Here is a 22378-nt window from a genome sequence, read left to right as displayed (position 1 = left end):
TCACACTAGGGAAGTATTTATTGCTGGTGTAATTAGGGCAATTAGATATGTTCCTAGTGCACAAAAAGGTGTTGTAAGTAGCATGAATGATGTTTTAGGATTAGAATAGGTGAGTAACATGGTAAATGTAGGAGTACTTGGTGCAACTGGAATGGTTGGTCAAAGATTTATTCAATTACTTGAAAACCATCCAGATTTTGAAGTTACAGCTCTAGCAGCATCATCTAGATCTGCTGGTAAAAGATATGAAGATGCTACAACTTGGTATATGAATGAAGAAATGCCAGAATCTGTTAGAGACATTAAGGTAATCGAAACTAATCCTGATGCAATGGACAATGATGTTGATATTGTATTTTCATCTCTTCCTGCTGATTTTGCACTAAAAGTTGAAAAAGATTTTGCAAAAGATTATGTTGTTGCAAGTAATGCGAGTGCACATAGGATGAAGAAAAATATTCCATTAGTAATTCCTGAAGTTAATCCTCAGTGCTTAGACATGATTGATGCTCAGCAAAAGGAAAATGACTGGGACGGGTTCATCGTAACCAATCCTAATTGTTCAACTATTGCTTTAGCTTTAACATTGAAACCAGTTGTTGATAATTTCAATGTAAAATCTGTTAGGGTCTCAACCATGCAAGCTGTGTCTGGTGCAGGTTATAATGGGGTTCCATCAATGGCTATAGTTGATAATCTCGTTCCTTACATTGGTGGAGAAGAGGAAAAAATGGAAAGTGAATCACTCTATTTGTTAGGTTCTTTCGATGGCAGTGATGTAATTAATGCAGATTTCAAATTAAGTGCATCTTGTCATAGGGTACCTGTTATTGATGGTCATACTGAAGCAGTATTTATTGAGTTGGATGATGACTTTGACATTGCAAATGTTAAAGATAGTATGGTAAACTTCAAAGGATTGCCACAAGAACTAAATTTATATTCTGCTCCTGAAAATCCAGTCATTGTCAAAGATGAAGATGACAGGCCTCAGCCTAGAATGGACAGAAATGCAGGTAATGGTATGGCCGTTACTGTTGGAAGGTTGAGAAAAGACCAAGCATTTGATAATAGTTTTAAATATGTTCTTGTTGGACATAATACTGTTCGTGGTGCTGCTGGTGCATCCATATTAAATGCAGAACTTATTAATGATAAAATACTCTAATTTTATCAATTTATTTTTCTTATTTTTTTTAATATTTTTTGTTTTTTCTATCTGTTTTCTTATTGTTTTTAATTTTATTTTTAGGTTAATTTAAGGGTTTAATTTAAATAGTATGAAATAAATAATTTATATCAAGGAATTATATTGTACAATATATCGGAGTTTCCAAATTCATAAAAAATTAATAATTTGGAATCGATATTGGGATAAAATTTTAACTAAGGGATAGAATGCAATTAGGTATTGATGCTGAAAAAGATACTCTACAATCTTTAATTCGGTCTTGCCTTTTAGAGCTCAATAAATTAAAATTGGATTTGACCGAGCTTGAAGTTGAACGGGCAAATGATAACACTCCATTGAGGATAAAAGAGTTGGAGAAAGATATTGTAGAGAAAGAAAAAGAAGTTTCTGTTATAAAATTCAAAGCAGAAGATGAAATTAATCTTTTGAAAAAACAACTCGAAGAAAAAGATATTTTAATTAAAAATCAAGAAGATAGGATTTATGAGCTCGATTATGTGAATAATTCTCTTGATGAAATAAAAGAATATTTTGCAGAACAGCTAAGAAACTATAAAAAACAAGAGTTAGCTGATGTTAACGAAAGATTAAACGAATCATTTAAGAGCATTGCTGAAAAAGAAGCTCAAATTAATACTCTTTCTAGAACAATTGATGAATACAAGATTAAAGTTCTCAAATTGGAAAATAATGTTGAGTCTAAAACTCAAATAATGGAACTTGAAAAAGAAATTGAGCTTAAAAATAATGAAATCAGCATTAAAGACAGTGAAATTAGTAAAAGAGATAATGAGATTGATATTATAAAACAGCAAACTATTCCTCGTGATGAATATATTTCTCTTCAAACCCAATTTGAATCCGAAATCAATGCAATGGATAATGAGATTAATAATCTAAGACAAGAAACTATCCCTAAAAAAGATTATGAAGACCTCCAATCTAAATTTGATTTTGAAATTAAAAATTTGGATGCTCAACTTACTTCCCTTAAAGACAATACAGTTCCTCGTGACGAATACCTTTCTCTTCAAAATAGATTTGAAACAGAGGTTACTGCCAGGGATAATGAACTTCGTTATTTAAAAGAGCACACTGTTTCTCGTGAAGAATATTTAACTTTGCAAAATGAGTTAAATAGGAAAAATGATAAAATTAAAAGGTTGGAAGAAATCAATGCTTTCTTTAATGAGCTTCAAGAAGAACAAGAAGCTTATGAAACTCAAGAAAGGGTTCCTCCTTTCAGATTAGAGAAAAAACAAGGTAGATAATTTTATCTACTTTCCTTATTTTTTAAAATTTTCACTTTGATTTGTTTTCATCTACCTGTCCCATCAACTTTAACATTTTTTTATCCTAACATTTCATTTAATTAGTTGTGTAAAAAATAATTTTTACATGGATGGTGGGTACTAGTAAAATTATAATGTCTAAAGTCATTTATTCACCTACTTTTTTGGCTAGGTTTTTTAGCTTCAAAATTGGTGTTTTCTTTTTCTTACTTTAATTTACTTTATACCATAAAGTATTTATATAACCTTAAACTCATGTATTAACTAGAAAGGTTTATTCAACACTATAACTTATTTTCTCATGTTGATGTTTAAACTGATCTATTATTTTATTAAAATTAAAAAAGGTGATTATTAATGGCACAAGGACAACCAATTTTTATTTTACCTGAAGGTACTAACAGGTCTGTCGGTAGAGATGCACAAAGAAATAACATTTTAGCTGGTAAAGTATTAGCTGAAACTGTGAGAACTACTTTAGGTCCAAAAGGAATGGACAAAATGTTAGTTGACGGACTTGGAGATATTGTTGTAACCAACGATGGTGTAACAATCTTAAAAGAAATGGATATTGAACATCCTGCAGCAAAAATGCTCGTTGAAGTAGCAAAAACCCAAGAAGACGAAGTTGGGGATGGAACTACTACTGCAGTGATTATTGCTGGAGAATTATTAAAAAAATCCGAAACTTTACTTGACTCTGACATCCACCCAACTATCATAGCTATGGGTTACAGAAAAGCAGCCGAAAAAGCACAAGAAATTTTAGACGAAATCGCAATTGACGATGTAGATTCTGAAACTTTAATGAAAGTAGCTATGACTGCAATGACTGGTAAAGGAACTGAAGCAGCACGTGAACCATTAGCAAAATTAATCGTTGATGCTGTTGAAGCTGTTGCTGATGAAGATGGTGTAGATACTGACAACATTAAAATTGAGAAAAAAGATGGAGCTGTTGTTGAAGAATCCAACTTAGTTGAAGGTGTAATTGTAGACAAAGAAAGAGTACACCCAGGTATGCCATCTGAAATCAAAGATGCAAAAATCGCATTAATTAACACTCCATTAGAAGTTAAAGAAACTGAAATGGATGCAGAAATTACTATTACTGACCCTGCTCAAATGCAAGCTTTCATTGAACAAGAAGAAAAAATGGTTAAAGACATGGTTGACAAAATTGTCAATGCAGGCGCAAACGTATTGTTCGCACAAAAAGGTATTGATGATTTAGCACAACACTACTTATCTAAAGCTGGCGTTTTAGCAGTAAGAAGAGTTAAAAAATCAGATATCGAAAAATTATCCAGAGCAACCGGTGCTAGCGTTATCACCAACTTAGATGACTTAACCGAAGAAGACTTAGGTATTGCTGGAACTGTTGAAGAAAGAAAAATTTCCGGTGAAGACATGATCTTTGTCGAAGAATGTAGTGGAGCTAAATCCGTAACATTATTCGTAAGAGGCAGTACCAAACACATCGTAGATGAAATCGTAAGAGCAATCGAAGATGCAATCGGTGTAGTTGCAGCTACTGTGGAAGATGACAAAGTTGTTGCTGGTGGAGGAGCTCCTGAAATTGCAATGGCTAAAAAACTCAAAGACTACGCAGAATCTATTTCTGGAAGAGAACAATTAGCTGTTAACGCATTTGCAGAAGCTTTAGAAATTGTACCAAAAACCTTAGCTGAAAATGCAGGTTTAGACAGTATTGACTCTTTAGTAGACTTAAGAGCTGCACAAGAAGACTCTCCTTACATGGGATTAGACGTATTCTCTGGTGAAGTTGCAGACATGAAAGAAGCTGGTGTAATTGAACCAAAACGTGTCAAAAAACAAGCTATCCAATCTGCATCCGAAGCAGCTGAAATGATTTTAAGAATCGATGATGTAATTGCATCAACCAAAGGCCCTGAAGATATGGGTATGGATCCTTCCGCAATGGGCGGAATGCCTCCAATGATGTAATTTTAAAGAAATTTTTATAATTTCTTTTCTTTTTTTATTTTCATGTTTTCAAATAGACTTATTTTTAAAACATCTCTTGATGATGAAGTTTTTTACCTAAAAGACACTATTTTAGTTAATTTTAAACATTCTCGCAATGGAGTATCTTCTTCAGAGCTCAATGCTGGTGTCCATGAGAATTATAAATCCGTTTTTAACCAACATTTAACACAAGAAAAAATAGATTATCTTGAAAACCATGATGTTTTGGAATATCTGATTAATGAATGTGACTCTCTTAATGTTGATTCAAGATATTCAACTGGATTAATTACATTAGCTCAAATGAATAATGTTTCAATCGTTACAAAATCATTTAAAAGTGTTGAAGTTACGGCCATATCTACAGCGGGTGTTAGAACCAATGCTTCACGAGCTGGAGACACTTCATCTTACTGGCAAGAAAATGGTGAATATCATTTTGGAACAATAAATAGTATAATACTTATTAATGTTTGTTTGAATGAAAAAGCATTGATGGAAGCATTTATGACTGCAACTGAAGCTAAAACGGTGGCTTTAAATAATTTGAGAGTTCCGTCACAATACTCAAATGGTTATGCGACTGGAACAGGAACTGATGGTGTTTGCATATTTTCAAACACTGATTCAAAGGATCTTTTAACTAATGCTGGAAAACATTCCAAACTTGGGGAGTTAATCGGAAAGGCAGTAATAGAATCGGTTACAAAAGCCACTGGAAAACAAGTTTGGATTACAAAAAATTCACAATCAAATGTTTTAGTTAGATTAAATAGGTATTCTTTGGATATTAACGATTTTTATGACAATCTGGATTGTGATAAAGACTATTTCATAAGATGTCTACAAAAAGAAATGAAAAAACAGGATAATGTTGCAGTAACATCTTCTGTTTTGAATTTAATTGATGAGGTTAATGATAATTTAATTGATAAAAATGAGGCATTAGCATTAGCTAATAGTTTGATAAAAGAAAATTGTAATAGTCATCCAATAAAAATATTATTGGAGTATTGGATTAACTATTTCATTCGTTAATTTCGAAATTTTCTATCTCACCATTGTCTTGAACTATTTTTGCAATTGACTCTTCGGCAGTTGTTAATTTATCATTGCAAATTTTAACTAATTTCATTGCATTATCAAATTCTTCAATAGCGTCATCTAATGGCACGTCCCCACTTTCTAATTTGTCCACGATGTCTTCTAATTTTTCCAAACTTTCTTCAAATGTCAAATTTTCCATTATATCACCTTTGTATTTATTGTTCCATCATCAAATTCAATATCAAGTTCATCTCCCTTTTTAACATCTTTGGCAGATGATATTACTTTTCCATCGAGTTTAGTCAATGTATATCCTCTCTTTAATGTTATAAGGGGATTTAAAATTTCTAATTTTTCAATATTTCTCAAAATTGTGTCCCGTTTTGGCTTTGTTATCTCGGAAGGGTTTTTCAAAACACTTCTATTTTCTAGCTTAAATAGTCTGTTTCTATTTTCAGAGATTATATTTTTAGAAGTAAAGTCAAGTTTATTTACTAGATTATCTAAATGCATCTCTTCTATCTCATAAATGGATTCAGGATTTTTAAATATCTGTTTTTGGGAGATATTGTTGAGTTTAGTTTTATTTTGCAATATTTTATCATGAATATTTCTGTTTACTTTTTCAGTTAATTGGTTTAATTTGTATGTAACTTCCCGTATATCTGGTACGGCAATCATTGCGGCTCCTGTTGGTGTTGGAGCTCTTTTATCTGCTACAAAATCAGATATTGTAAAGTCAATTTCATGACCTACTGCACTTATGACTGGTATTCTACATTCATAAATTGCTCTTGCAACGATTTCTTCATTGAATGGCCATAAATCTTCAATACTTCCACCGCCTCTTCCAACAATTAGTGTGTCTATGTCAAAAGTTTGTGCGTGTTTGACTTGACGTACAATTTGTGGTGCCGCCATATCTCCTTGAACAAGTGTTGAAAAAACCAATATTTCACATTGTGGGTATCGTTTTTTTATTGTTGTTATTATGTCTCTTATTGCAGCTCCTGTTTTTGCCGTAACTACTCCAATCCTTTTTGGATATTTTGGTATTTCTTTTTTACAAGCATCATCAAATAAGCCCTCTTTTGAAAGTTTCTTTTTGAGTTGTTCAAAAGCAATATGCAGGTCACCAATCCCCGCTTCAGTAATTGTTGTTGCATATAATTGGTAGTTTCCATTTTTTTCATAAACCTCGATTTTACCTTTTACAATTACTTTCATACCATTTTCAGGTTTGAATTTAAGAAAACGGTCTTTATTGCCTTTAAACATAACTGCGTTAATCTGAGATTTTTCATCTTTTAGCGTGAAGTAGCTATGTCCACTAAATGAATCTTTATAATTGGATATCTCTCCTTTAATGAGGATATTTTTTAATTTTGGGTCCATTTTTAGCTTTTTGTTAATAAGGGCATTAATTTCAGATACTGTGAATGTTTTATCTTCCATATATTCACCTTAATTGGTTGTTACTATATTGTTTATATTAAATACAATTTTTCATTTCAAAATCAATATTTCTCTTTAAATCACTCGGAAGACGTTTTGCCGACAAATTAAAAGATATTCAACATATTTAAATATTAATATGAATATAATCTCAAAATAGACAAAAATTAGACTAAAAAAATGAATATTTTTGAGGTAATTGATATGGCTGCATTTGATAGAATTAAATCCGGTATCGAACAGTTGGATGAGACATTGGATAACATCCGTTTAGGAGACAATGTTGTATGGCAGGTTTCAAACTTAAAGGAATTTTCATATTTTGTAAATCCCTTTGTAAAACAGGCGCTAGAAGATGGTAGAAACTTAATTTATATTAATTTTGGACAACATGAACCGTTGATTCCAATGACTGATGAGGATTTTGAAAAACTGGAAGCTGAAAGAAACAATCCTAAAACAGAGTTTGCAATGATTGAAAAGGATGGAATCAAAATCTATAAAGTAGACCCTATGGAGCAATTCGAATCATTTACCTTGGAAGTTCATAATATCATTACAAAAGAAGGATTTGATGCTTTTTATGTTTTTGATTGCTTGTCTGACCTTCAGGCAGCCTGGGCAACAGATTTGATGATGGGAAACTTCTTTAGAGTAACATGTCCTTATTTATTCATTCTTGATACCGTCGCATATTTCCCGGTTATTCGTGGAAAGCATTCTTTTGAGTCAATTGCAAAAATCAGGGAAACAACCCAATTATTCTTAGATGTTTATTCAAGTAAAAGTGATGTTTATGTCCATCCGCTAAAAGTTTGGAACAGATACTCACAGACAATGTTTTTAGGCCATAAATACAATCCTGAAACTGGAGCTGTCACCACATTAACTGACGGTATGGAAGTATCAAAGTTCTATCAGGTTATCAATTCTGCATCCGCTTACAATAATGAGCAAAATACAGACAGCTGGGAGAGATTTTTCACAGCTACTGAACTCCTGCACCAAAATGGGGTTGATGTAAGTGACAGATGCGATTTAATGTGTAATATGATGATGGCCAAAGATGACAAGGTCATTGAAAAAATCAAGCAATACTTTGATTATGAGGATTATATTAGTATTTACAATCGCCTTGTTGGAAGCGGAATGATTGGAGGTAAAGCTTGTGGTATGCTTTTAGCTCGTAAAATCATAGAAAAGGACAGACCAGACTTATATGAAAATTTTGAGCCTGATGATTCATTTTATATTGGTTCTGATTTGTTTTATACTTACATTGTTTCAAATGATTTATGGAATATTCGTGTAAAACAGAGAACTAAAGAGGGATATTATGAAGCAGGTAAGGAGTTAGAGGAAGGCCTTAAAAACGGAACATTTCCAGAGGATATTAAAAATGAATTTAGAAGAGTCCTAGATTATTTCGGTCAAAGCCCGATTATTGTCCGTTCAAGTAGTCTTTTAGAAGATGGATTTGGCAATGCATTTGCAGGTAAATATGAATCAGTATTCTGTGTTAACAGAGGTTCACTTGAAGAACGTTTAGAAGCCTTTGAAGAAGCTGTTAAAACAGTTTATGCGAGTACAATGAATATTTCAGCATTGGAATACAGGTCTTTAAATGATTTGGATGATTGTGATGAACAGATGGGATTGCTTGTTCAAAGAGTTTCTGGATCTTACTATGAAGACTATTTCTTCCCAACAATAGCCGGTGTAGGATTTTCCTACAGTCCATATTCACCACAACCTGACATGGGACACAATGGTGGAATGCTAAGGTTGGTGATGGGTCTAGGTACAAAAGCGGTAGACAGAACTCAAAATGACTATCCAAGAATTATTAATCTGGATAGGCCTCATGCAATCGACCATCCTGATGTTGCAGAGCGCCATAAATACTCACAACATTCACTGGATGTTTTGGATTTAAAAGAAATCACATTACATGAAATACCTGTTGAGGAGGGTTTGGAAGTTCTTCCAAGATATGCTAAACGTCCAGTTATTGAACATGATACTGAAGCTGAAAGGAGATTTAGGGAACGTGGCAGAAGACGGGAAATTGTCTTTGTAAACTGTAATGGTATAGTTAACAATGATAAATTCATTTATATGATGAAAGAATTACTCAAAACTCTTGAATCAGCTTACAATTATCCGGTTGATGTTGAGTATACTGTAAACATAGGTGCGGATAATTCTTTTGTTGTAAATCTATTGCAATGCAGGCCGCTTCAAATTTCAACAACAAAAGAGATAATCGAAATTCCTGAGGGTGTCGGTGAGACTTATTTCCATATTAAAAAGGCGTCAATGGGCCGTTCAAGAAAAGAAAAAATAGATACTTTAGTTTATGTTGACTCACACAAATATTATGAATATCCTTATGCTAAAAAGAGTTTGATTGCAAGGATAATAGGTGAGGTAAATGCATATTGTAGGGATAATGAAAAAACCTCCATGCTTATTGTTCCTGGAAGAATAGGAACATCTTCACCAGAACTTGGTATTCCCGTGGTATTTGCTGAAATTAGCCAGTTTAGAGCTATCCTTGAAGAGTCTTACAGTAAAGTAGGATATGTTCCTGAATTGTCATTTGGAAGTCATATGTTTCAGGATTTAGTCGAAGCAGATATTTATTATGGGGCAATTTTTGAAAATGATAAACGATTAGCTTTTAATAAAGACTTAATTAAAGATTATCCTAATAAACTATTGGATATCAACTCTGAACTTGATGATGAGATTTATGACATGATTCATGTGGTTGATTTTGATGGGGTAAACCTTGAATTCTACCATGATATGGTTGGTGATGAAAGTAAATGTATTTTAACTGAGAAAAACTAATATATCTATTAGGTGTTTTCTCATGAGAATTAAAGATGAATTATTTGGTAAAGAAGTTCTTGATGCTGAGATTCAAATCGTTGGAAAAGTAACTGATGTGGTCTTAGATAAAGATACCTATGAAATTACTGATTTGGTAATCAAGAAAACAGGTTTATCAGAACAAATTAAAGCTAGTGAAAACCTTGTTCCAATGGAACTTGTAAAAGTGATTGGTGATAAGATTTTACTTAAAGGTGAAGATGATATATAATGACTTCTAAAGAGTATTTAATTGATTTATTAAAGGAAAATGAAGTTTTTCTTGAAGGAGATTTTACTTTGTCCTCTGGAAAGAAAAGCAACTATTACATTAATATGAAAAAAGCCATTACTGAGCCTGAAATTTTATCTACAATTTCTAAATTAATCTCAGATAAAATTAAAGATGATGGCATTGATAAAGTTGCAGGTCCTGCATTAGGTGCAGTTCCAATTGCTACTGCAGTTTCCCTTGAATCCAAACTCCCATTATTGATGATTCGTAAGGAAAAGAAAGGTTATGGGACATCTAAATTGATTGAAGGTGAACTAAACGAAGGGGACGATGTCATTGTTGTTGAAGACGTTTCCACAACTGGAGGTTCACTTTTAAAAGCTATTAGGGCAATTCAAGATAATGGCGGTAATGTAAAAAGAGCTTTTGTTGTAGTTGATAGACAAGAAGGAGCTATTGATGAATTTGCAAAAGTGGGTATAAAATTAGAACCTTTAATTAGTGTCAACGAATTTTTTGATTAAAAAAGATGATGAAAATTATTCCATCACTTTTTAACATGATGAACTAGGTGAGGAAGTTCATCAATGATTAATCCCAATGCGGTTTTAACAGCATTTGGAGATCCTGGCATGGAAAATATAACTGTTTTTTTATAAATTCCTGCAGTAGCTCTAGAAAGTAATGCTGCTGCACCAATTTCTTCATAGGATTTAGCCCTAAAAAGTTCACCGAATCCCTCTAATCTTTTTTCGAAAAGTGATTCTACAGTTTCAACGGTGATGTCACGAGAATCGAGACCAGTTCCACCAGTTGTTAGGATAACATCAGTTTCATCTAAAATCATGTTTTCAATTGCAGTGAGTAATTCTTCTTTTTCGTCAGGTATTAATGTTCGTGAGTTTAATGTATATCTGGATTTAATTTCATCTTCTAGATATTGACCAGATAAATCGAGTTTTTTTGATTTTCTACTGTCACTTAATGTTATTATTCCGCATGTTATTTCATTAGATGATTCCTTTTGATGCTGTCTTGCAGTTTCACTTTTCATTTTCTCACCAGTTTATTCTTGTTTCATATATTCTTTAATTATATAATATTCATCCAGGCTTTTAATTAATTTATCGCTGGGATGATAGAAGTAGGTGTTTTCAAATTTTAATTTTAATATGTAGTTATGATTGTATATTATGTTTATATGGTGGGTAATAGTATTGTAATCTAGTTTTAATGTTTTTGCTAGTTGATTCGTGTTATATGGTTCTTTTAGGATTTTATCAATTATTTTGATGGTGGTTTTACCACCATCTCTACCTACTATTAAATTTAGTAATTCCTTATCATTTATCCGCCAAATTTCTTTTTTGTAAATCTCTTTTTTCATTTTTATCACTTTAACCCATATAATAATTATAGAGAGTAGATGCCCAATCTAGGGCTTTGTCATCTTTTCCAATTAAAATATGAGAATCATCATAATGATTATCTTTAAAAAACAGAGACAACGAAATGAATTTATCAGAACATGTTAAAAATACTTTCAGATTTTTTTCAACAACAGTTATTTTGACTTTCTCGTTTTTTATCAATCCTTTGTTGAAATAGTTGTTTTTTTTAATGGACTGTAATATACGTTTGCTCACTATTAATTCTAAACTTTCTAGTTGTTTGCCCTTTAGAAGTTTAATTAATAATTTGAAGTGATTTTCTGAATATATCGGAAGAATCATTTTTAATTCAGAAGCATCTGAAATCAATTTTTTGTACTTATTATATGCATTTGATAAATCACTTGTTGTTGAGTTAACATATGTTGCATCTTTTAAAAGGTAGATGTTTTTTATAAGCTCTTCTGGAATGTTTGAGATATCGTGGTTGTCCCAGAAGGATTTGCCTTTATTAATTGCATACCAGTTTTCAATAAGTTTGATCATATTTGTAGTTAATAGATATCCGTTGGATGTGAGTTCATAATATTTTTGAACTTTTTTAATGAGATTTTCAGTTTCTAATTCTTTAAGTCCATGCAATATGGTTGCTGAAGGTTTTTTCAGGTCTTTTCGCAAATCATCAAGATTTTTTGAGTTCTCATATATGGCTAGAAGCAGCATTGTTCGCATACTTGAAGTTAAAATGTATTTGACATTTCTAAATTCAGTGCTTATTTCGGGTCTTGTTCTTATAACTGTCATTTTATCACATCGTGTTTTATTGTGTTAAATAAATCTAGAGCCCATTGGTGTGATTTTTGAGAATCAGAGGTCAAAATTCTGTTCTGATCAAAGCTTCCATCATTTTTGAATAATCCTAAACTCATGGTTTCATCACAAATTGTAAGATAGATATTCAAATCATCATCAACAGGATAAATTTTTAATTTTCTTTTTTTAATGGCGTTTTTTCTAACGTTGGTATTAATATTAAATAATAATGCTTTGTAGATGCTATGGGGTATTATCAATTCCAGTGTTCCATCATTTTCTAATATTGTTTCAATCATTTCGGGATGTTCGGGGTGCAAGAATGGAAAAATGGCTTTAACGCTTTTTGATTCAAGTAATTGGTGTTTTGTTGTGTTGTGAGTTTTGTAGATGTCAATTATTGTTGTTTCAACTATTTTTGAATCTTTTAAATCAGTAAGTCTTTTTATTGATTCAACGCTTAACTGATCGATATTATGTTTGGCCCAAAAAGAGTTATAGTTGTTTATTAACTCTACACTTTTTTTAAAATCCATTAATGCAGTATAATAAATTTCAGTTATTGGGTTGACATAATACTTATTGTCTATCTTTTGTATGTGATTGTTGTGCTCTAATTTACTCAGGTTGCTTGAAACGGAACTGTATGTGATTTCTGTCCTTTTTACAATTCCACGGATGTTATCTGGATGTTCGTTCAGTTCACTTAAAATTTTCAACCGAATTTCGGACTGGGCGAGAAATTTGATGTCATTATTGATTTCATTTTGAAAATTCATTTTAATTTCCTCCATTGGATTCATAATAATTTTTTAAAATATTATGAATTTTTCTGCATTATATTCTTTTTTTATCTAAATTTAAATAAATTTTTCAAGATTTATTCAATATTTCATCTGTTTCTGTTCAATATTTCTTCAGTATATTTTCGGTATGTTTTCGGTATTTTTTCGGTATCTTTTCAATAGCCAAAATTTATTAGTTTATAAAAAAATAATATTTACCATGGAAATTTCTTATGTATTAGATGCATCAGCTTTTATTAATGGTTTTCAATTGGATTCAAAAAATAATTTTACAGTATCTGAAATTACTGAGGAAATTAAAGATTTTGAATCAAAATTGAAATTTGATGCTGCAATTGAAGATGGTAAATTAGTTATTCGGGATGTGCCTTTCGAGTATTCACAAAGTGTTAATAATATTATTTCTGAATCTGGTGATATTTTAAGATTGTCAAAACCTGATACAAAACTGATAGCCCTAGCTTACATGTTATCGGAGGAGGGCCATGATGTGAAGGTAATCAGTGATGATTACACGATACAAAATACTTTAAAAATCATGAGTATTCCATTTTCAGGCATCTTAACAGAGGGAATTAAAGAAGTTTACAATTGGAAAAAGGTCTGTGAAGGTTGTAAAAAAGAATTTAGTGAAGATTATCCATTTGATGATTGTGAAATTTGTGGATCTAAAATATTTAAAAAGAGAATCAAGGTGAGGAAATGAGAATAGGTGTTGTTGTTCATGGACCTAACATAATTGATTCTGGTTATGCATTAAAACTAATCAACTTGCTTAAAAACTATGGTGAAGTCTCTGCAAGACTTGGTGGAACCATGGGAAGAACTGCAGTTATTGATGCTAGTTTGGAACAGGTTATAGATATTTCCCGTAAGTTGGTGCCAAGTGATTCTTTAAAGATATTTCATGATGATGATGTTGATGTGATTTTTTTACTTAATTATGGAAAATCAGATGTCACGGGTCAAGTATTTGGTTATAAAGTCTATAATCATTATGCAGAAAAAATAAATGATAATAATATTCCAGTAATTCAAATTGAAAGACCTGGAGAAAGCGATGGCAGTATAATTTCATGGAACAATGAGTTCGAACTTACAGGGGAGTTATCTCAAAAACTAAATTTAAGTATTGTCACGCCTGAGGAAGTCTATGAAAAACACATAAAGCAAGATGTGGTGGGAGATAATCAGAGAATTGTTCATGGAGTAAGTCCTGGTGAAAATATAATGGTCAATAGTGTTGTTATTGGAAAAACTAACTCTGATAAGTTAACATTAATTGCTAGAGATAATCATATTGTTGATATCGTTGGTGGGGAGCTTAAGGAACATGGCCTTGAAAAGTTGGGTGAAGTTGATTTGGACACGGCCATTATAAAAACTGGACTTTTAAGGCATGCCGATGTAACTCCAAGGGTAATTTCAAAAAATAAGCCTGACGAGTTTAAAATTACATTTTTAGACCATTCTGGTGAGGATGTCTACAAATTTAGGGATTCATCATTGGTGATTACTGTTGGCGATGATACAACTTTGATATCTGCTGATATTTTATACAGATTTGATATACCTATAATTGGAATAACCGATGGTGATTTGGACAAGGTTGTCGAAAAGGGATTCAAGGTTAAGGATTCTATCATCTTTGAAGTCGAAAGTGGTTTTGATGATATCATCGGTCAAGAAATTAAAAGGTTAATCTTTGGTGGAAAACAGGTTTCATATGATTTTTCAAATTCGGATGAAATTAAAGATAAAATTGTTGAAATAATAAATAATATTAACTGCAAATACAAAATTAATTATATTAGTTAAACTAGGATGTGTAATTTTGGATTTTAAAAACCTCGTTAAAGAAATTCAAGAATTTAAAGGAGTTTCACGTAAAAGTTCAATAGATAATGTAATTTCACTTTTAAAAGAATCATATAACGTTTCAGGGGATGTTGTCATTGACATTGGAGACGATGCTTCAGCTATTGACATAGGAAACAATCAGGTAGTTCTTATTGCTGCGGATGGTATTTGGGGCGACATCATGAATGTAAACCCATACTGGGCTGGATACTGCTCTGTTTTAGTCAATGTAAATGACATTGCGGCAATGGGTGGAAAACCATTGGCCATGGTTAACATAATGTCAATAAGTAATGATGAAATCTATGAGGATTTATTGAATGGAATCAAGGATGGTTGTTTAAAATTTGGTGTTCCAATGGTCGGCGGACACTTACACCCTGACGGAGAGGTCGACTCATTGGGCGTAGCCATTGTTGGAATTGCACAAAAAGATAAGATTATAACTAGTTTTGGAGCTGAAGTTGGAGATAAGGTAATTGTGGCAATTGACCTCGACGGCAAACCTCATGAGATGTTTAGCTTAAACTGGGATACTACCTATAATAAAGATGCCCAATTAGTTAGAGACCAAATTACTGCAGTCCAATACTTGGCGGAACATGATTGCATCAAATCTGGAAAAGATATTTCAAATCCTGGAATCTTGGGAACATTAGAAATGCTTTTGGAAACATCACACAAAGGAGCAGTAGTTAATTTAGAAGATATTCCTAGAAATGAAAGTGTTGAATGGGTGGACTGGCTTAGATCATATCCGGGTTCTGGTTTTGTTTTTACTGCTAGTGAAGATAAATGTGATTATATTAAGGAATACTTGGCAAAATACTCAATTATGGCCAGTGTGGTTGGTGATGTAACTGATTCTAATTCTCTTTATTTAAATTATAAAGATGAACAGGCTGAAGTATTCAATCAGGAAAAAAATCCGGTTTTTATCTTTAGGTGATTTGTATGAATCAAATTGGTGGGATATCAATTTCAGATATATCGTATGATAAGGTTGTATAAATTACAAATTTTGGATGGTGTCTACTTTAGAATCATCATGTGTGGTATGTATTCAAGGATATGGTTTAACAGACCCTGATGATACTTGTCCAATGTTTTTTCATCAAAATTCTTTAGATGATGATTATAATGCATACCTTTTCAAATCACGTAAAATGAGTGTTTGGCAGTCACAACTTTAAAAGGTTAGGGATTGCAAACCTTGCACGGTTGATATCCTTGGCTTATGGCAGCATTTCTATTTGAAAAGTATACTCTATTATGTTCTGCTGTTTTTTGACCCCATTTACATGTACTTTCATGGAATTTGCCGCTATTGGAGTTACCAATGTAACTGCCTAAGTTTGAACTAGTATCTTTATTTGTATTGGCAAGGGTATTGTATGAATTTGGAATGTGTGTGGAGCTGTCTGCCCAATTATATGGATAGAATTCACTTGGGGGTATGTACATTACTTCTGCAAGGCCTTCTTTTAATAGCATTTCATTTAAATTTTTACCGTCAACGATAACAACGGCTAATGTACGACCATATTTGTCATTATGTTTTGAATCATCGATGTCAAGGCCAATTTTTTTATTTAAGCATAATTTTTGAACAAAATTTTTTGAGGTAATATATCCTTCAACCCCTCTTTCTGGTGTGTTTACGCCAACAAAACGTACTTTTTTGCCATTATCTAAATAGATTGTATCTCCATCAACAACTTGGGTACAAATTGCACTTTCTTCGACATGGCAATCAGTATCTTTGAATTTGGACAGAATATCATTTGCAGACAAATCATGATACTTTGAAGTAGGTATATTGTGTGTAAAACCGGTTCCAGTATATGCGCTGGCTATTGAGATTGCTCCAACTGCAATGACCAGAATAACGAATATTAACAAAATGTGCTTTTTATTGGCCATCATCATATCTCACTCCGTAATATAATGTTATAACTTTGTGTTAATATAATTTTTGAAAATCAAATAAATAATTTTTAATATATAAAAAGTAATAAATATATAATATAAAAATTCTTATTAGGAGATTGTATGTTAATTAAAATTAATGGCGAAGAAATCGAGGTAGCAGATGCTTCTACAATTCAAGATGTAATTGATGAAACTAATGCTCCTTATACTCCTGGTAGTATTGTCTGTCTGATTAAGGGTAAAAAAGAGCTGGAGAAAAATATTAATAAATATAAAATTAAAACCAACCAAGGCTCAATTATTATCCAATTAGATGAATCTGAAGAAGCAAAACCTCTTGTTGATGTTTGGAAGAATCAATATGAGGATTTTGTTGATTTGGACATTAGGTGGTCTACTTCAACTGAGGTAGCAATAGGTCCTATTGTAACTGATTTGGAACCCACATCTGATGAGTACAAATATTATGAAGGAGATGTAGTTTTAAGTTTATCTAGTTTTAGTAATGAGTCTACTCATTTGATACTTCTTAAAGAAAACACTACAAATGTTTACAGTGTTCCACCATATAATAAGGGTATTTTTGCACAGGTTATTGGTGGTAAAAAAACTTTAGAGAATCTAACTGATGATGATAAGATAACTGGTATTGAACCGATTATTGAAAGAAGTACAACAACTGATAGTGCTTCGGTATCTGATTTAAGTACTGTTTTAGAAGATGGAAATGAATTATATACTTATGTCTCTTTTGAAATTGATGAAGACTCTCCAATCTGTGTAGAACATATGTTTTCTTTGATTAAAGATGGTAGAATTAAAGTTTCATATGATAGTGAATCATTTGTAGGATTTTATGATTTAGCGGGTCTTGAAAAACCTAAAGAAAAAACAACTAAAAGAGAAAGGGGAACAATTACTGTTAGAAATTCTGGAGTAGGTGTTGGAAAACTTTTCATTTATCGTCAAAATAGGGTTTTATCTCCAAACCACACTACTGTTGGAAGAATTATTAACGGTATGGAAATAATTGATATTGCAAAAGAAAATGACTTTATAACTGTTAAATCAGAGCAGCAAAGATTAATGATACTCAATAAAACTCAAGCTGAAGCTACAGAAATATTATCTGCAGCAGGGGTTGAGCACATGATTGATGGATTAATTGATGATGATGCAATAATCGTTGAACAAAATCCTAAACATACAATTGATATTCTAAAAGAAGGGCATGTAATTACCAAAGCTATTAATAAAGAGGATTTATGTTCAATTAAGTTTGCAGATAATGCGCCTAGGTCTGTTAGATACTTTAAACTGTTGTCTGGACTTATAGAAAACCCTATTGGTAAAATAACAGTTCACTTTTCAGTACCTGGAATGCATATTGTTATTTTTGAAGGAGATAAGAAAGCAGCTAAAGGTTTAATTCCTGAAAATAATCCTGTTGATAAAGTTATAAGAGGTCAAATAGGTATTACTAACATGGCTTCAAAAAGTGCAGGTTTGATTGGTATCAGATTCGAGGACAACAATGAATTTGGTCCAACTGCAGAAACTTTTGAAGCAACTAATATTATTGGGGATATTACCTCAGATTATGACAAACTTGAAAAATTAAAAGAAGGAGTTGTAGTATATGTCACCGAATCTAACCATGAGTCCTGATTTAGGTACAGAAGATTGGGATCCAGATGTAATCACTCGTATGATTTTTATAGGTCCTGGTGCTAATGTTAGCGAACAAGAAGTTGTGACAGCATTTCATATGCTTGATTTGCCACTCACTATAAAAAATACTTGTTATGGTTCTATGATTAGTGGAAAAAGTGAAGATGTTTACAAGGCAATTGAGGAAATAAGAAAACTCGACCCAGCACACATTTTCACAAAAGAAAGAGGATTTGCTCCAGGCGACCCAAGAAGATGTAGGGGTCATAGGTTTGGTCCAAGAGAAGGTTTCCACCAAATGGAAAAAGAATATAGGATACTTGGTTTTGTCTCAGAAGCTTTAGAAAATCCTAAAGAAGATGTGGTAGTCGAAGAGAAAAAGCCAGTTAGTGTTGATGAATTTAAAAAAATCATGAATGAATGTTTAGAAAATAAGGAATAGGTGAAAATATGGTGAAAATAGCTATTTATCCTCCAAATTCATTAGTCTTAGCAGATTTACTTGAAAGAAAAGGTCATACTCCTTTAGTTTTACAAAAACAAATTAGGCAAAAAATTAAAGATCCAGAGATTGATTCTCCACCGATGAATATTACTGAAGATGATCCGATTAAAGGACTTAAATATGCAGCTATTGAGGTTCCTTCTGGTGTTCGTGGAAGAATGTCAATTATTGGGCCTCTTATAGATGAAGCAGAAGCTGCAATTGTTGTTGATGGGGCTCCATATGGTTTTGGATGTATTGGTTGTGCAAGAACAAATGAATTGTCAATTTTCTTGCTTAGAACTAAAGGAATTCCTGTTCTTGAACTTGATTATCCGACAAATCAGGATGAAACATATGTTATGGTTAACAAAATTAATGAATTTGTAGATTCACTTGAGGAGGAATAATAATATGGTTAAAATTGCTTTAGTTTCATGTGGAACAGAATATAGTGGTATTCAAAAAGAGATAGAAAAAGCAGCAAACAAGTTTGGTGCTGAAATTGTTCTTCCTGAAATTGATTTAGATTACATTGATGAATCCTATGAGAAATTTGGATTTTCAGCTCAGAGTTCAAGTTTAAAATTAATGATTGCAAGAGCTATGGCTATTGTTGAAGGCAGGTCTAAGCCTGATGCAGTATTTATTGCAACATGTTTTAGATGCGCTGAAGCAGCATTGGTTAGAAATGAAGTAAGAAGATTTATACAAAACAATACTCGTATTCCAGTAGTTACATATTCATTTACCGAAAGAACAAAAGCTGATGAATTATTTATCCGTATGGAAGCATTAGCTACTACTGTAACTCGTAGAAGTATTCTTGCCCGTGAAAAACAAGAAGGTCTTACTCTTGGTCTAGACTCAGGTTCTACAACTACAAAAGCAGTTCTCATGGAAAACAATCAGGTTATTGGAACCGGGTGGACTGCAACTAAAGATATTATTGAATCCGCAAAAACTGCAGCTGCAGAAGCATTTTCCAATACTGATTATGATTGGGATGATGTGGATGGTATTGGAACAACTGGATATGGTAGATTCACTATGGGTCAGGAATTCGGTGCAGAACTTATCCAAGAAGAATTGTCCGTTAATGCGAAAGGTGCGGTATACTTGGCAGATTGTCAAAAAGGCGAAGCTACAGTACTTGATATTGGGGGTATGGATAACAAGGTAATTACTGTTAACAACGGTATTCCTGATAACTTTACTATGGGTGGTATATGTGCAGGTGCATCTGGAAGATTTTTAGATATGACTTCACGTAGGTTAGATGTGGATATTACTGAATTAGGTCCGCTAGCTGTCCAAGGGGACTGGAGAAAAGCTATGTTGAACTCTTACTGTATTGTATTTGGTATTCAAGACCTTGTTACCACACTCGCAGCAGGAGGTTCTAAAGCTGATGTTGCAGCAGCAGCATGTCACTCTGTATCAGAGCAAGTTTACGAGCAACAACTTCAAGAAATTGATATTCGTGAACCTTTAATCCAAGTAGGTGGAACAAGTTTGATTTCAGGTCTTGTTGAAGCAGTCAGTGAAACATTAGGTGGAATTGAAGTCATTGTTCCTGAATACTCTCAACACATTGGTGCTGTAGGAGCAGCTCTTTTAGTATCTGGAATGGGACACAGACAAGATAACAAATAAAATGATGTTTTAGGGTGATTTGATGTTAGTAGAATGCTATGATGAGAGAGGTGCAGAAGTTTATGAAATCATCATTAAACAAATTTTCCAAGATTTGGTTCTTGGATCTTCTGTTGATGATTTGAAAGCTTATGTTAATCCAGATGACCCTGTATTTGTCTTAGCTATTAAAATGAGAAAGACTTCAGATGTGGTTCTCTTTGGAGAGGTTGCAAGCTTAACTTATGATAAAGCTAATGATAAAACCATGATTCTAATTGATAATGAAAACTATCTTCCAAATATTTTAAGGGAGTTGTGGAAGAGATTTTCTAGAGATGAAATTTATCAACCAAACAGATATCAGCTTGAAATCAATGGCGATCACACTGATTTTGAATCATTGGTTGTTGATGATCCTCATTCTAATCTACAAAGACGTATTTATGATGCAGTATTCAGAATATTGCCTGAAGGATTTAAAATAATTAAGGATATGTCTACAGAGGATATTGTGGCTGTTGTAGCTACTGATGAGTTAATCAAAGATGAATGGATTGAAAAAGCTCATGAGTTTATTGATGAATTGAACAAGGGCATGTAGAAAAGTTTAAATATTTGTTCGTATCAATACAAATTAACAGGAGTTATATTTTGAGGAGTAGTGGTATTATGAAAGAACACAAAGGTTCAAGATTTGCACATATAACAAAAGCACACCCATGTTTCAACGAAAAAATGCACGATAAAGTCGGAAGAGCACATGTACCAGTTGCACCAAAATGCAATATCTTTTGTAACTTCTGTACAAGGGATATAAACAATGAAGAAGACAGGCCTGGAGTAGCAAGTTGTGTAATGGATGCAGATGCAGCCATTAAACATGTAAATGATGTTACAGCAGATGGTCCAATTGCTGTTGTAGGCGTTGCAGGGCCTGGAGATTCACTTGCTAATGAAGAAACTTTCGAATTTTTTGAAAAATTGGCAACTGAACAGCCGGACTTAATTAAATGTATGAGTACAAATGGACTTTTACTTCCGAAATATGCAGATAAACTTGCGGAACTTGGAGTAAACTCTGTTACTGTGACAATTAATGCAATTGATCCAGATATTGCAGTTGATATTTATTCTTTTATTAAATACGAAGGAAAAGTTTATAAAGGTTATGAAGCTGTTGAAATACTAATTAAAAACCAATTGGAGGGTGTTGAAAAAGCAGCCGCTAATGGTTTGGTCGTTAAGGTTAATTCAGTTTTAATACCTGGATTAAATGATGAACATATAGTTGACATAGCTCGTGAAGTTAAAAAAAGAGGTGCTTCTTTAATGAATGTTTTACCTCTAATTCCTTTAGCTAAAATGAAACATTATTCTCGTCCTGACTGTTCAATGATGGAAAGTGTCAGAGAACAAGTGGAAGAGATTATACCTGTATTTAGAGCATGTACTCAATGTAGGGCAGATGCTTACGGAATACCTGGTAAGAAAAGCGAAGATCATCATTTAGGAATGACTCCACAAAGTCATTACTAAACTCTTTTTTTATTTTATTGGCTTTGTAGAAATCCTCATTTTTATTGAATCTGAGTTAATCTGTAAATGTTGTAGATTGTATTTTTGAGTTTTGTTTCTTTATTTGATAATTGTAAGCTTCTGCTTCTGTTTGTTCCGTTGAATATTCTTTTTATCACGC

24 protein-coding genes and 1 pseudogene are annotated in these 22378 nt (G+C 32.5%); 18 read left to right on the top strand and 7 right to left on the bottom strand.

Annotated features, from left to right (window positions below; genetic code table 11):
* The 5 genes and pseudogenes from ACKI32_RS02305 to ACKI32_RS02285 all read left to right on the top strand — a co-directional run.
* Positions 1–109, top strand: a pseudogene (locus ACKI32_RS02305) (4-hydroxy-tetrahydrodipicolinate reductase); the annotation flags it as partial.
* Between the two features lie 9 nt (positions 110–118).
* Positions 119–1168, top strand: a complete 1050-nt coding sequence (asd, locus tag ACKI32_RS02300) for an aspartate-semialdehyde dehydrogenase (RefSeq protein WP_407413078.1) — start codon at positions 119–121, stop codon at positions 1166–1168.
* A 230-nt stretch (positions 1169–1398) separates the two neighbouring features.
* Complete coding sequence (locus ACKI32_RS02295; protein WP_407413076.1) at positions 1399–2463, top strand: glycosyl transferase; 1065 nt, start codon at positions 1399–1401, stop codon at positions 2461–2463.
* A gap of 378 nt (positions 2464–2841) precedes the next feature.
* Positions 2842–4452: a thermosome subunit alpha gene (gene thsA, locus ACKI32_RS02290; protein ID WP_407413074.1), complete on the top strand. Its 1611-nt coding sequence runs from the start codon at positions 2842–2844 to the stop codon at positions 4450–4452.
* A 42-nt stretch (positions 4453–4494) separates the two neighbouring features.
* Positions 4495–5511, top strand: a complete 1017-nt coding sequence (locus tag ACKI32_RS02285) for an adenosylcobinamide amidohydrolase (RefSeq protein ID WP_407413072.1) — start codon at positions 4495–4497, stop codon at positions 5509–5511.
* On the opposite strand, the gene xseB is transcribed toward ACKI32_RS02285, so the two are convergent.
* Positions 5501–5719 carry an exodeoxyribonuclease VII small subunit gene (gene xseB / locus ACKI32_RS02280; protein ID WP_407413070.1) on the bottom strand — a complete coding sequence of 73 codons (219 nt, stop codon included), beginning with the start codon at positions 5717–5719 and terminating at the stop codon, positions 5501–5503. The two genes, ACKI32_RS02285 and xseB, sit on opposite strands and share 11 nt — an antisense overlap.
* Positions 5719–6975 carry an exodeoxyribonuclease VII large subunit gene (gene xseA, locus ACKI32_RS02275; protein WP_407413068.1) on the bottom strand — a complete coding sequence of 419 codons (1257 nt, stop codon included), beginning with the start codon at positions 6973–6975 and terminating at the stop codon, positions 5719–5721. The genes xseB and xseA overlap by 1 nt, the downstream gene beginning before the upstream one ends.
* A gap of 204 nt (positions 6976–7179) precedes the next feature.
* Between xseA and ACKI32_RS02270 the strand changes: the two genes are divergently transcribed.
* From ACKI32_RS02270 to pyrE, 3 genes are read left to right on the top strand one after another with little or no spacing between them, the layout of a single operon-like run.
* On the top strand, positions 7180–9831 hold the full coding sequence (locus tag ACKI32_RS02270) for a PEP/pyruvate-binding domain-containing protein (protein ID WP_407413066.1): 2652 nt from the start codon (positions 7180–7182) through the stop codon (positions 9829–9831).
* A gap of 22 nt (positions 9832–9853) precedes the next feature.
* The gene (locus ACKI32_RS02265; RefSeq protein WP_407413064.1) at positions 9854–10084 is read left to right on the top strand and encodes a PRC-barrel domain-containing protein; all 231 of its coding nucleotides are present in this window, start codon (positions 9854–9856) and stop codon (positions 10082–10084) included.
* Entirely contained in the window at positions 10084–10611 is a 528-nt protein-coding gene (pyrE, locus tag ACKI32_RS02260; protein WP_407413062.1) for an orotate phosphoribosyltransferase, read from the top strand. The genes ACKI32_RS02265 and pyrE overlap by 1 nt, the downstream gene beginning before the upstream one ends.
* A gap of 23 nt (positions 10612–10634) precedes the next feature.
* Here the strand turns inward: pyrE and ACKI32_RS02255 are convergent, their stop codons facing one another.
* Genes ACKI32_RS02255 through ACKI32_RS02240 form a run of 4 tightly spaced genes read right to left on the bottom strand, consistent with a single transcriptional unit; the run spans position 10635 to position 13070 of the window.
* The gene (locus ACKI32_RS02255) at positions 10635–11141 is read right to left on the bottom strand and encodes a molybdenum cofactor biosynthesis protein B (RefSeq protein WP_407413060.1); all 507 of its coding nucleotides are present in this window, start codon (positions 11139–11141) and stop codon (positions 10635–10637) included.
* A 12-nt stretch (positions 11142–11153) separates the two neighbouring features.
* Positions 11154–11474 (bottom strand): winged helix-turn-helix domain-containing protein, encoded by a 321-nt coding sequence (locus tag ACKI32_RS02250; RefSeq protein ID WP_407413058.1) that lies wholly within the window; start codon positions 11472–11474, stop codon positions 11154–11156.
* A gap of 10 nt (positions 11475–11484) precedes the next feature.
* The gene (locus ACKI32_RS02245; RefSeq protein WP_407413056.1) at positions 11485–12282 is read right to left on the bottom strand and encodes a helix-turn-helix transcriptional regulator; all 798 of its coding nucleotides are present in this window, start codon (positions 12280–12282) and stop codon (positions 11485–11487) included.
* The gene (locus tag ACKI32_RS02240) at positions 12279–13070 is read right to left on the bottom strand and encodes a helix-turn-helix transcriptional regulator (protein WP_407413055.1); all 792 of its coding nucleotides are present in this window, start codon (positions 13068–13070) and stop codon (positions 12279–12281) included. Before ACKI32_RS02240 ends, ACKI32_RS02245 begins: the two co-directional genes overlap by 4 nt.
* A 226-nt stretch (positions 13071–13296) precedes the next feature.
* Here ACKI32_RS02240 and ACKI32_RS02235 point away from each other — a divergent pair, with 226 nt between their 5' ends.
* The 4 genes from ACKI32_RS02235 (at position 13297) to ACKI32_RS02220 (ending at position 16150) form a co-directional block, all read left to right on the top strand.
* Positions 13297–13803: a type II toxin-antitoxin system VapC family toxin gene (locus tag ACKI32_RS02235; protein ID WP_407413053.1), complete on the top strand. Its 507-nt coding sequence runs from the start codon at positions 13297–13299 to the stop codon at positions 13801–13803.
* Positions 13800–14915, top strand: coding sequence for a DUF2117 domain-containing protein (locus ACKI32_RS02230; protein ID WP_407413051.1), 1116 nt, complete (start codon positions 13800–13802; stop codon positions 14913–14915). Before ACKI32_RS02235 ends, ACKI32_RS02230 begins: the two co-directional genes overlap by 4 nt.
* A 16-nt stretch (positions 14916–14931) precedes the next feature.
* On the top strand, positions 14932–15906 hold the full coding sequence (locus ACKI32_RS02225) for a methanogenesis marker 2 protein (protein WP_407413049.1): 975 nt from the start codon (positions 14932–14934) through the stop codon (positions 15904–15906).
* 76 nt (positions 15907–15982) lie between these two features.
* A complete protein-coding gene (locus ACKI32_RS02220; RefSeq protein ID WP_407413048.1) occupies positions 15983–16150 on the top strand; it encodes a hypothetical protein in 168 nt (55 codons plus the stop codon).
* Between the two features lie 4 nt (positions 16151–16154).
* Here the strand turns inward: ACKI32_RS02220 and ACKI32_RS02215 are convergent, their stop codons facing one another.
* On the bottom strand, positions 16155–16886 hold the full coding sequence (locus ACKI32_RS02215) for a thermonuclease family protein (RefSeq protein WP_407413047.1): 732 nt from the start codon (positions 16884–16886) through the stop codon (positions 16155–16157).
* A gap of 123 nt (positions 16887–17009) precedes the next feature.
* Here ACKI32_RS02215 and ACKI32_RS02210 point away from each other — a divergent pair, with 123 nt between their 5' ends.
* The 6 genes from ACKI32_RS02210 to ACKI32_RS02185 all read left to right on the top strand — a co-directional run bounded on the left by ACKI32_RS02210 (position 17010) and on the right by ACKI32_RS02185 (position 22218).
* A complete protein-coding gene (locus ACKI32_RS02210) occupies positions 17010–18557 on the top strand; it encodes a methanogenesis marker 3 protein (RefSeq protein WP_407413046.1) in 1548 nt (515 codons plus the stop codon).
* The gene (locus ACKI32_RS02205) at positions 18529–19002 is read left to right on the top strand and encodes a methanogenesis marker 6 protein (protein WP_407413045.1); all 474 of its coding nucleotides are present in this window, start codon (positions 18529–18531) and stop codon (positions 19000–19002) included. Before ACKI32_RS02210 ends, ACKI32_RS02205 begins: the two co-directional genes overlap by 29 nt.
* Positions 19003–19010: 8 nt before the next feature.
* Positions 19011–19454 carry a methanogenesis marker 5 protein gene (locus tag ACKI32_RS02200; protein ID WP_407413044.1) on the top strand — a complete coding sequence of 148 codons (444 nt, stop codon included), beginning with the start codon at positions 19011–19013 and terminating at the stop codon, positions 19452–19454.
* 4 nt (positions 19455–19458) lie between these two features.
* Positions 19459–20700 carry a methanogenesis marker 15 protein gene (locus tag ACKI32_RS02195; RefSeq protein ID WP_407413043.1) on the top strand — a complete coding sequence of 414 codons (1242 nt, stop codon included), beginning with the start codon at positions 19459–19461 and terminating at the stop codon, positions 20698–20700.
* A 22-nt stretch (positions 20701–20722) separates the two neighbouring features.
* Positions 20723–21283, top strand: a complete 561-nt coding sequence (locus ACKI32_RS02190) for a methanogenesis marker 17 protein (protein ID WP_407413042.1) — start codon at positions 20723–20725, stop codon at positions 21281–21283.
* Positions 21284–21351: 68 nt separating this feature from the next.
* Positions 21352–22218, top strand: coding sequence for a radical SAM protein (locus ACKI32_RS02185; RefSeq protein ID WP_407413041.1), 867 nt, complete (start codon positions 21352–21354; stop codon positions 22216–22218).
* The last annotated feature ends 160 nt before the right edge of the window (positions 22219–22378 follow it).

Origin of the sequence: Methanobrevibacter sp., assembly GCF_045611865.1 — an archaeon.
Classification (GTDB): domain Archaea; phylum Methanobacteriota; class Methanobacteria; order Methanobacteriales; family Methanobacteriaceae; genus Methanocatella.
Note: the sequence above shows the minus strand (reverse complement) of the source record. Positions and strands in the feature narration are given on the sequence as shown.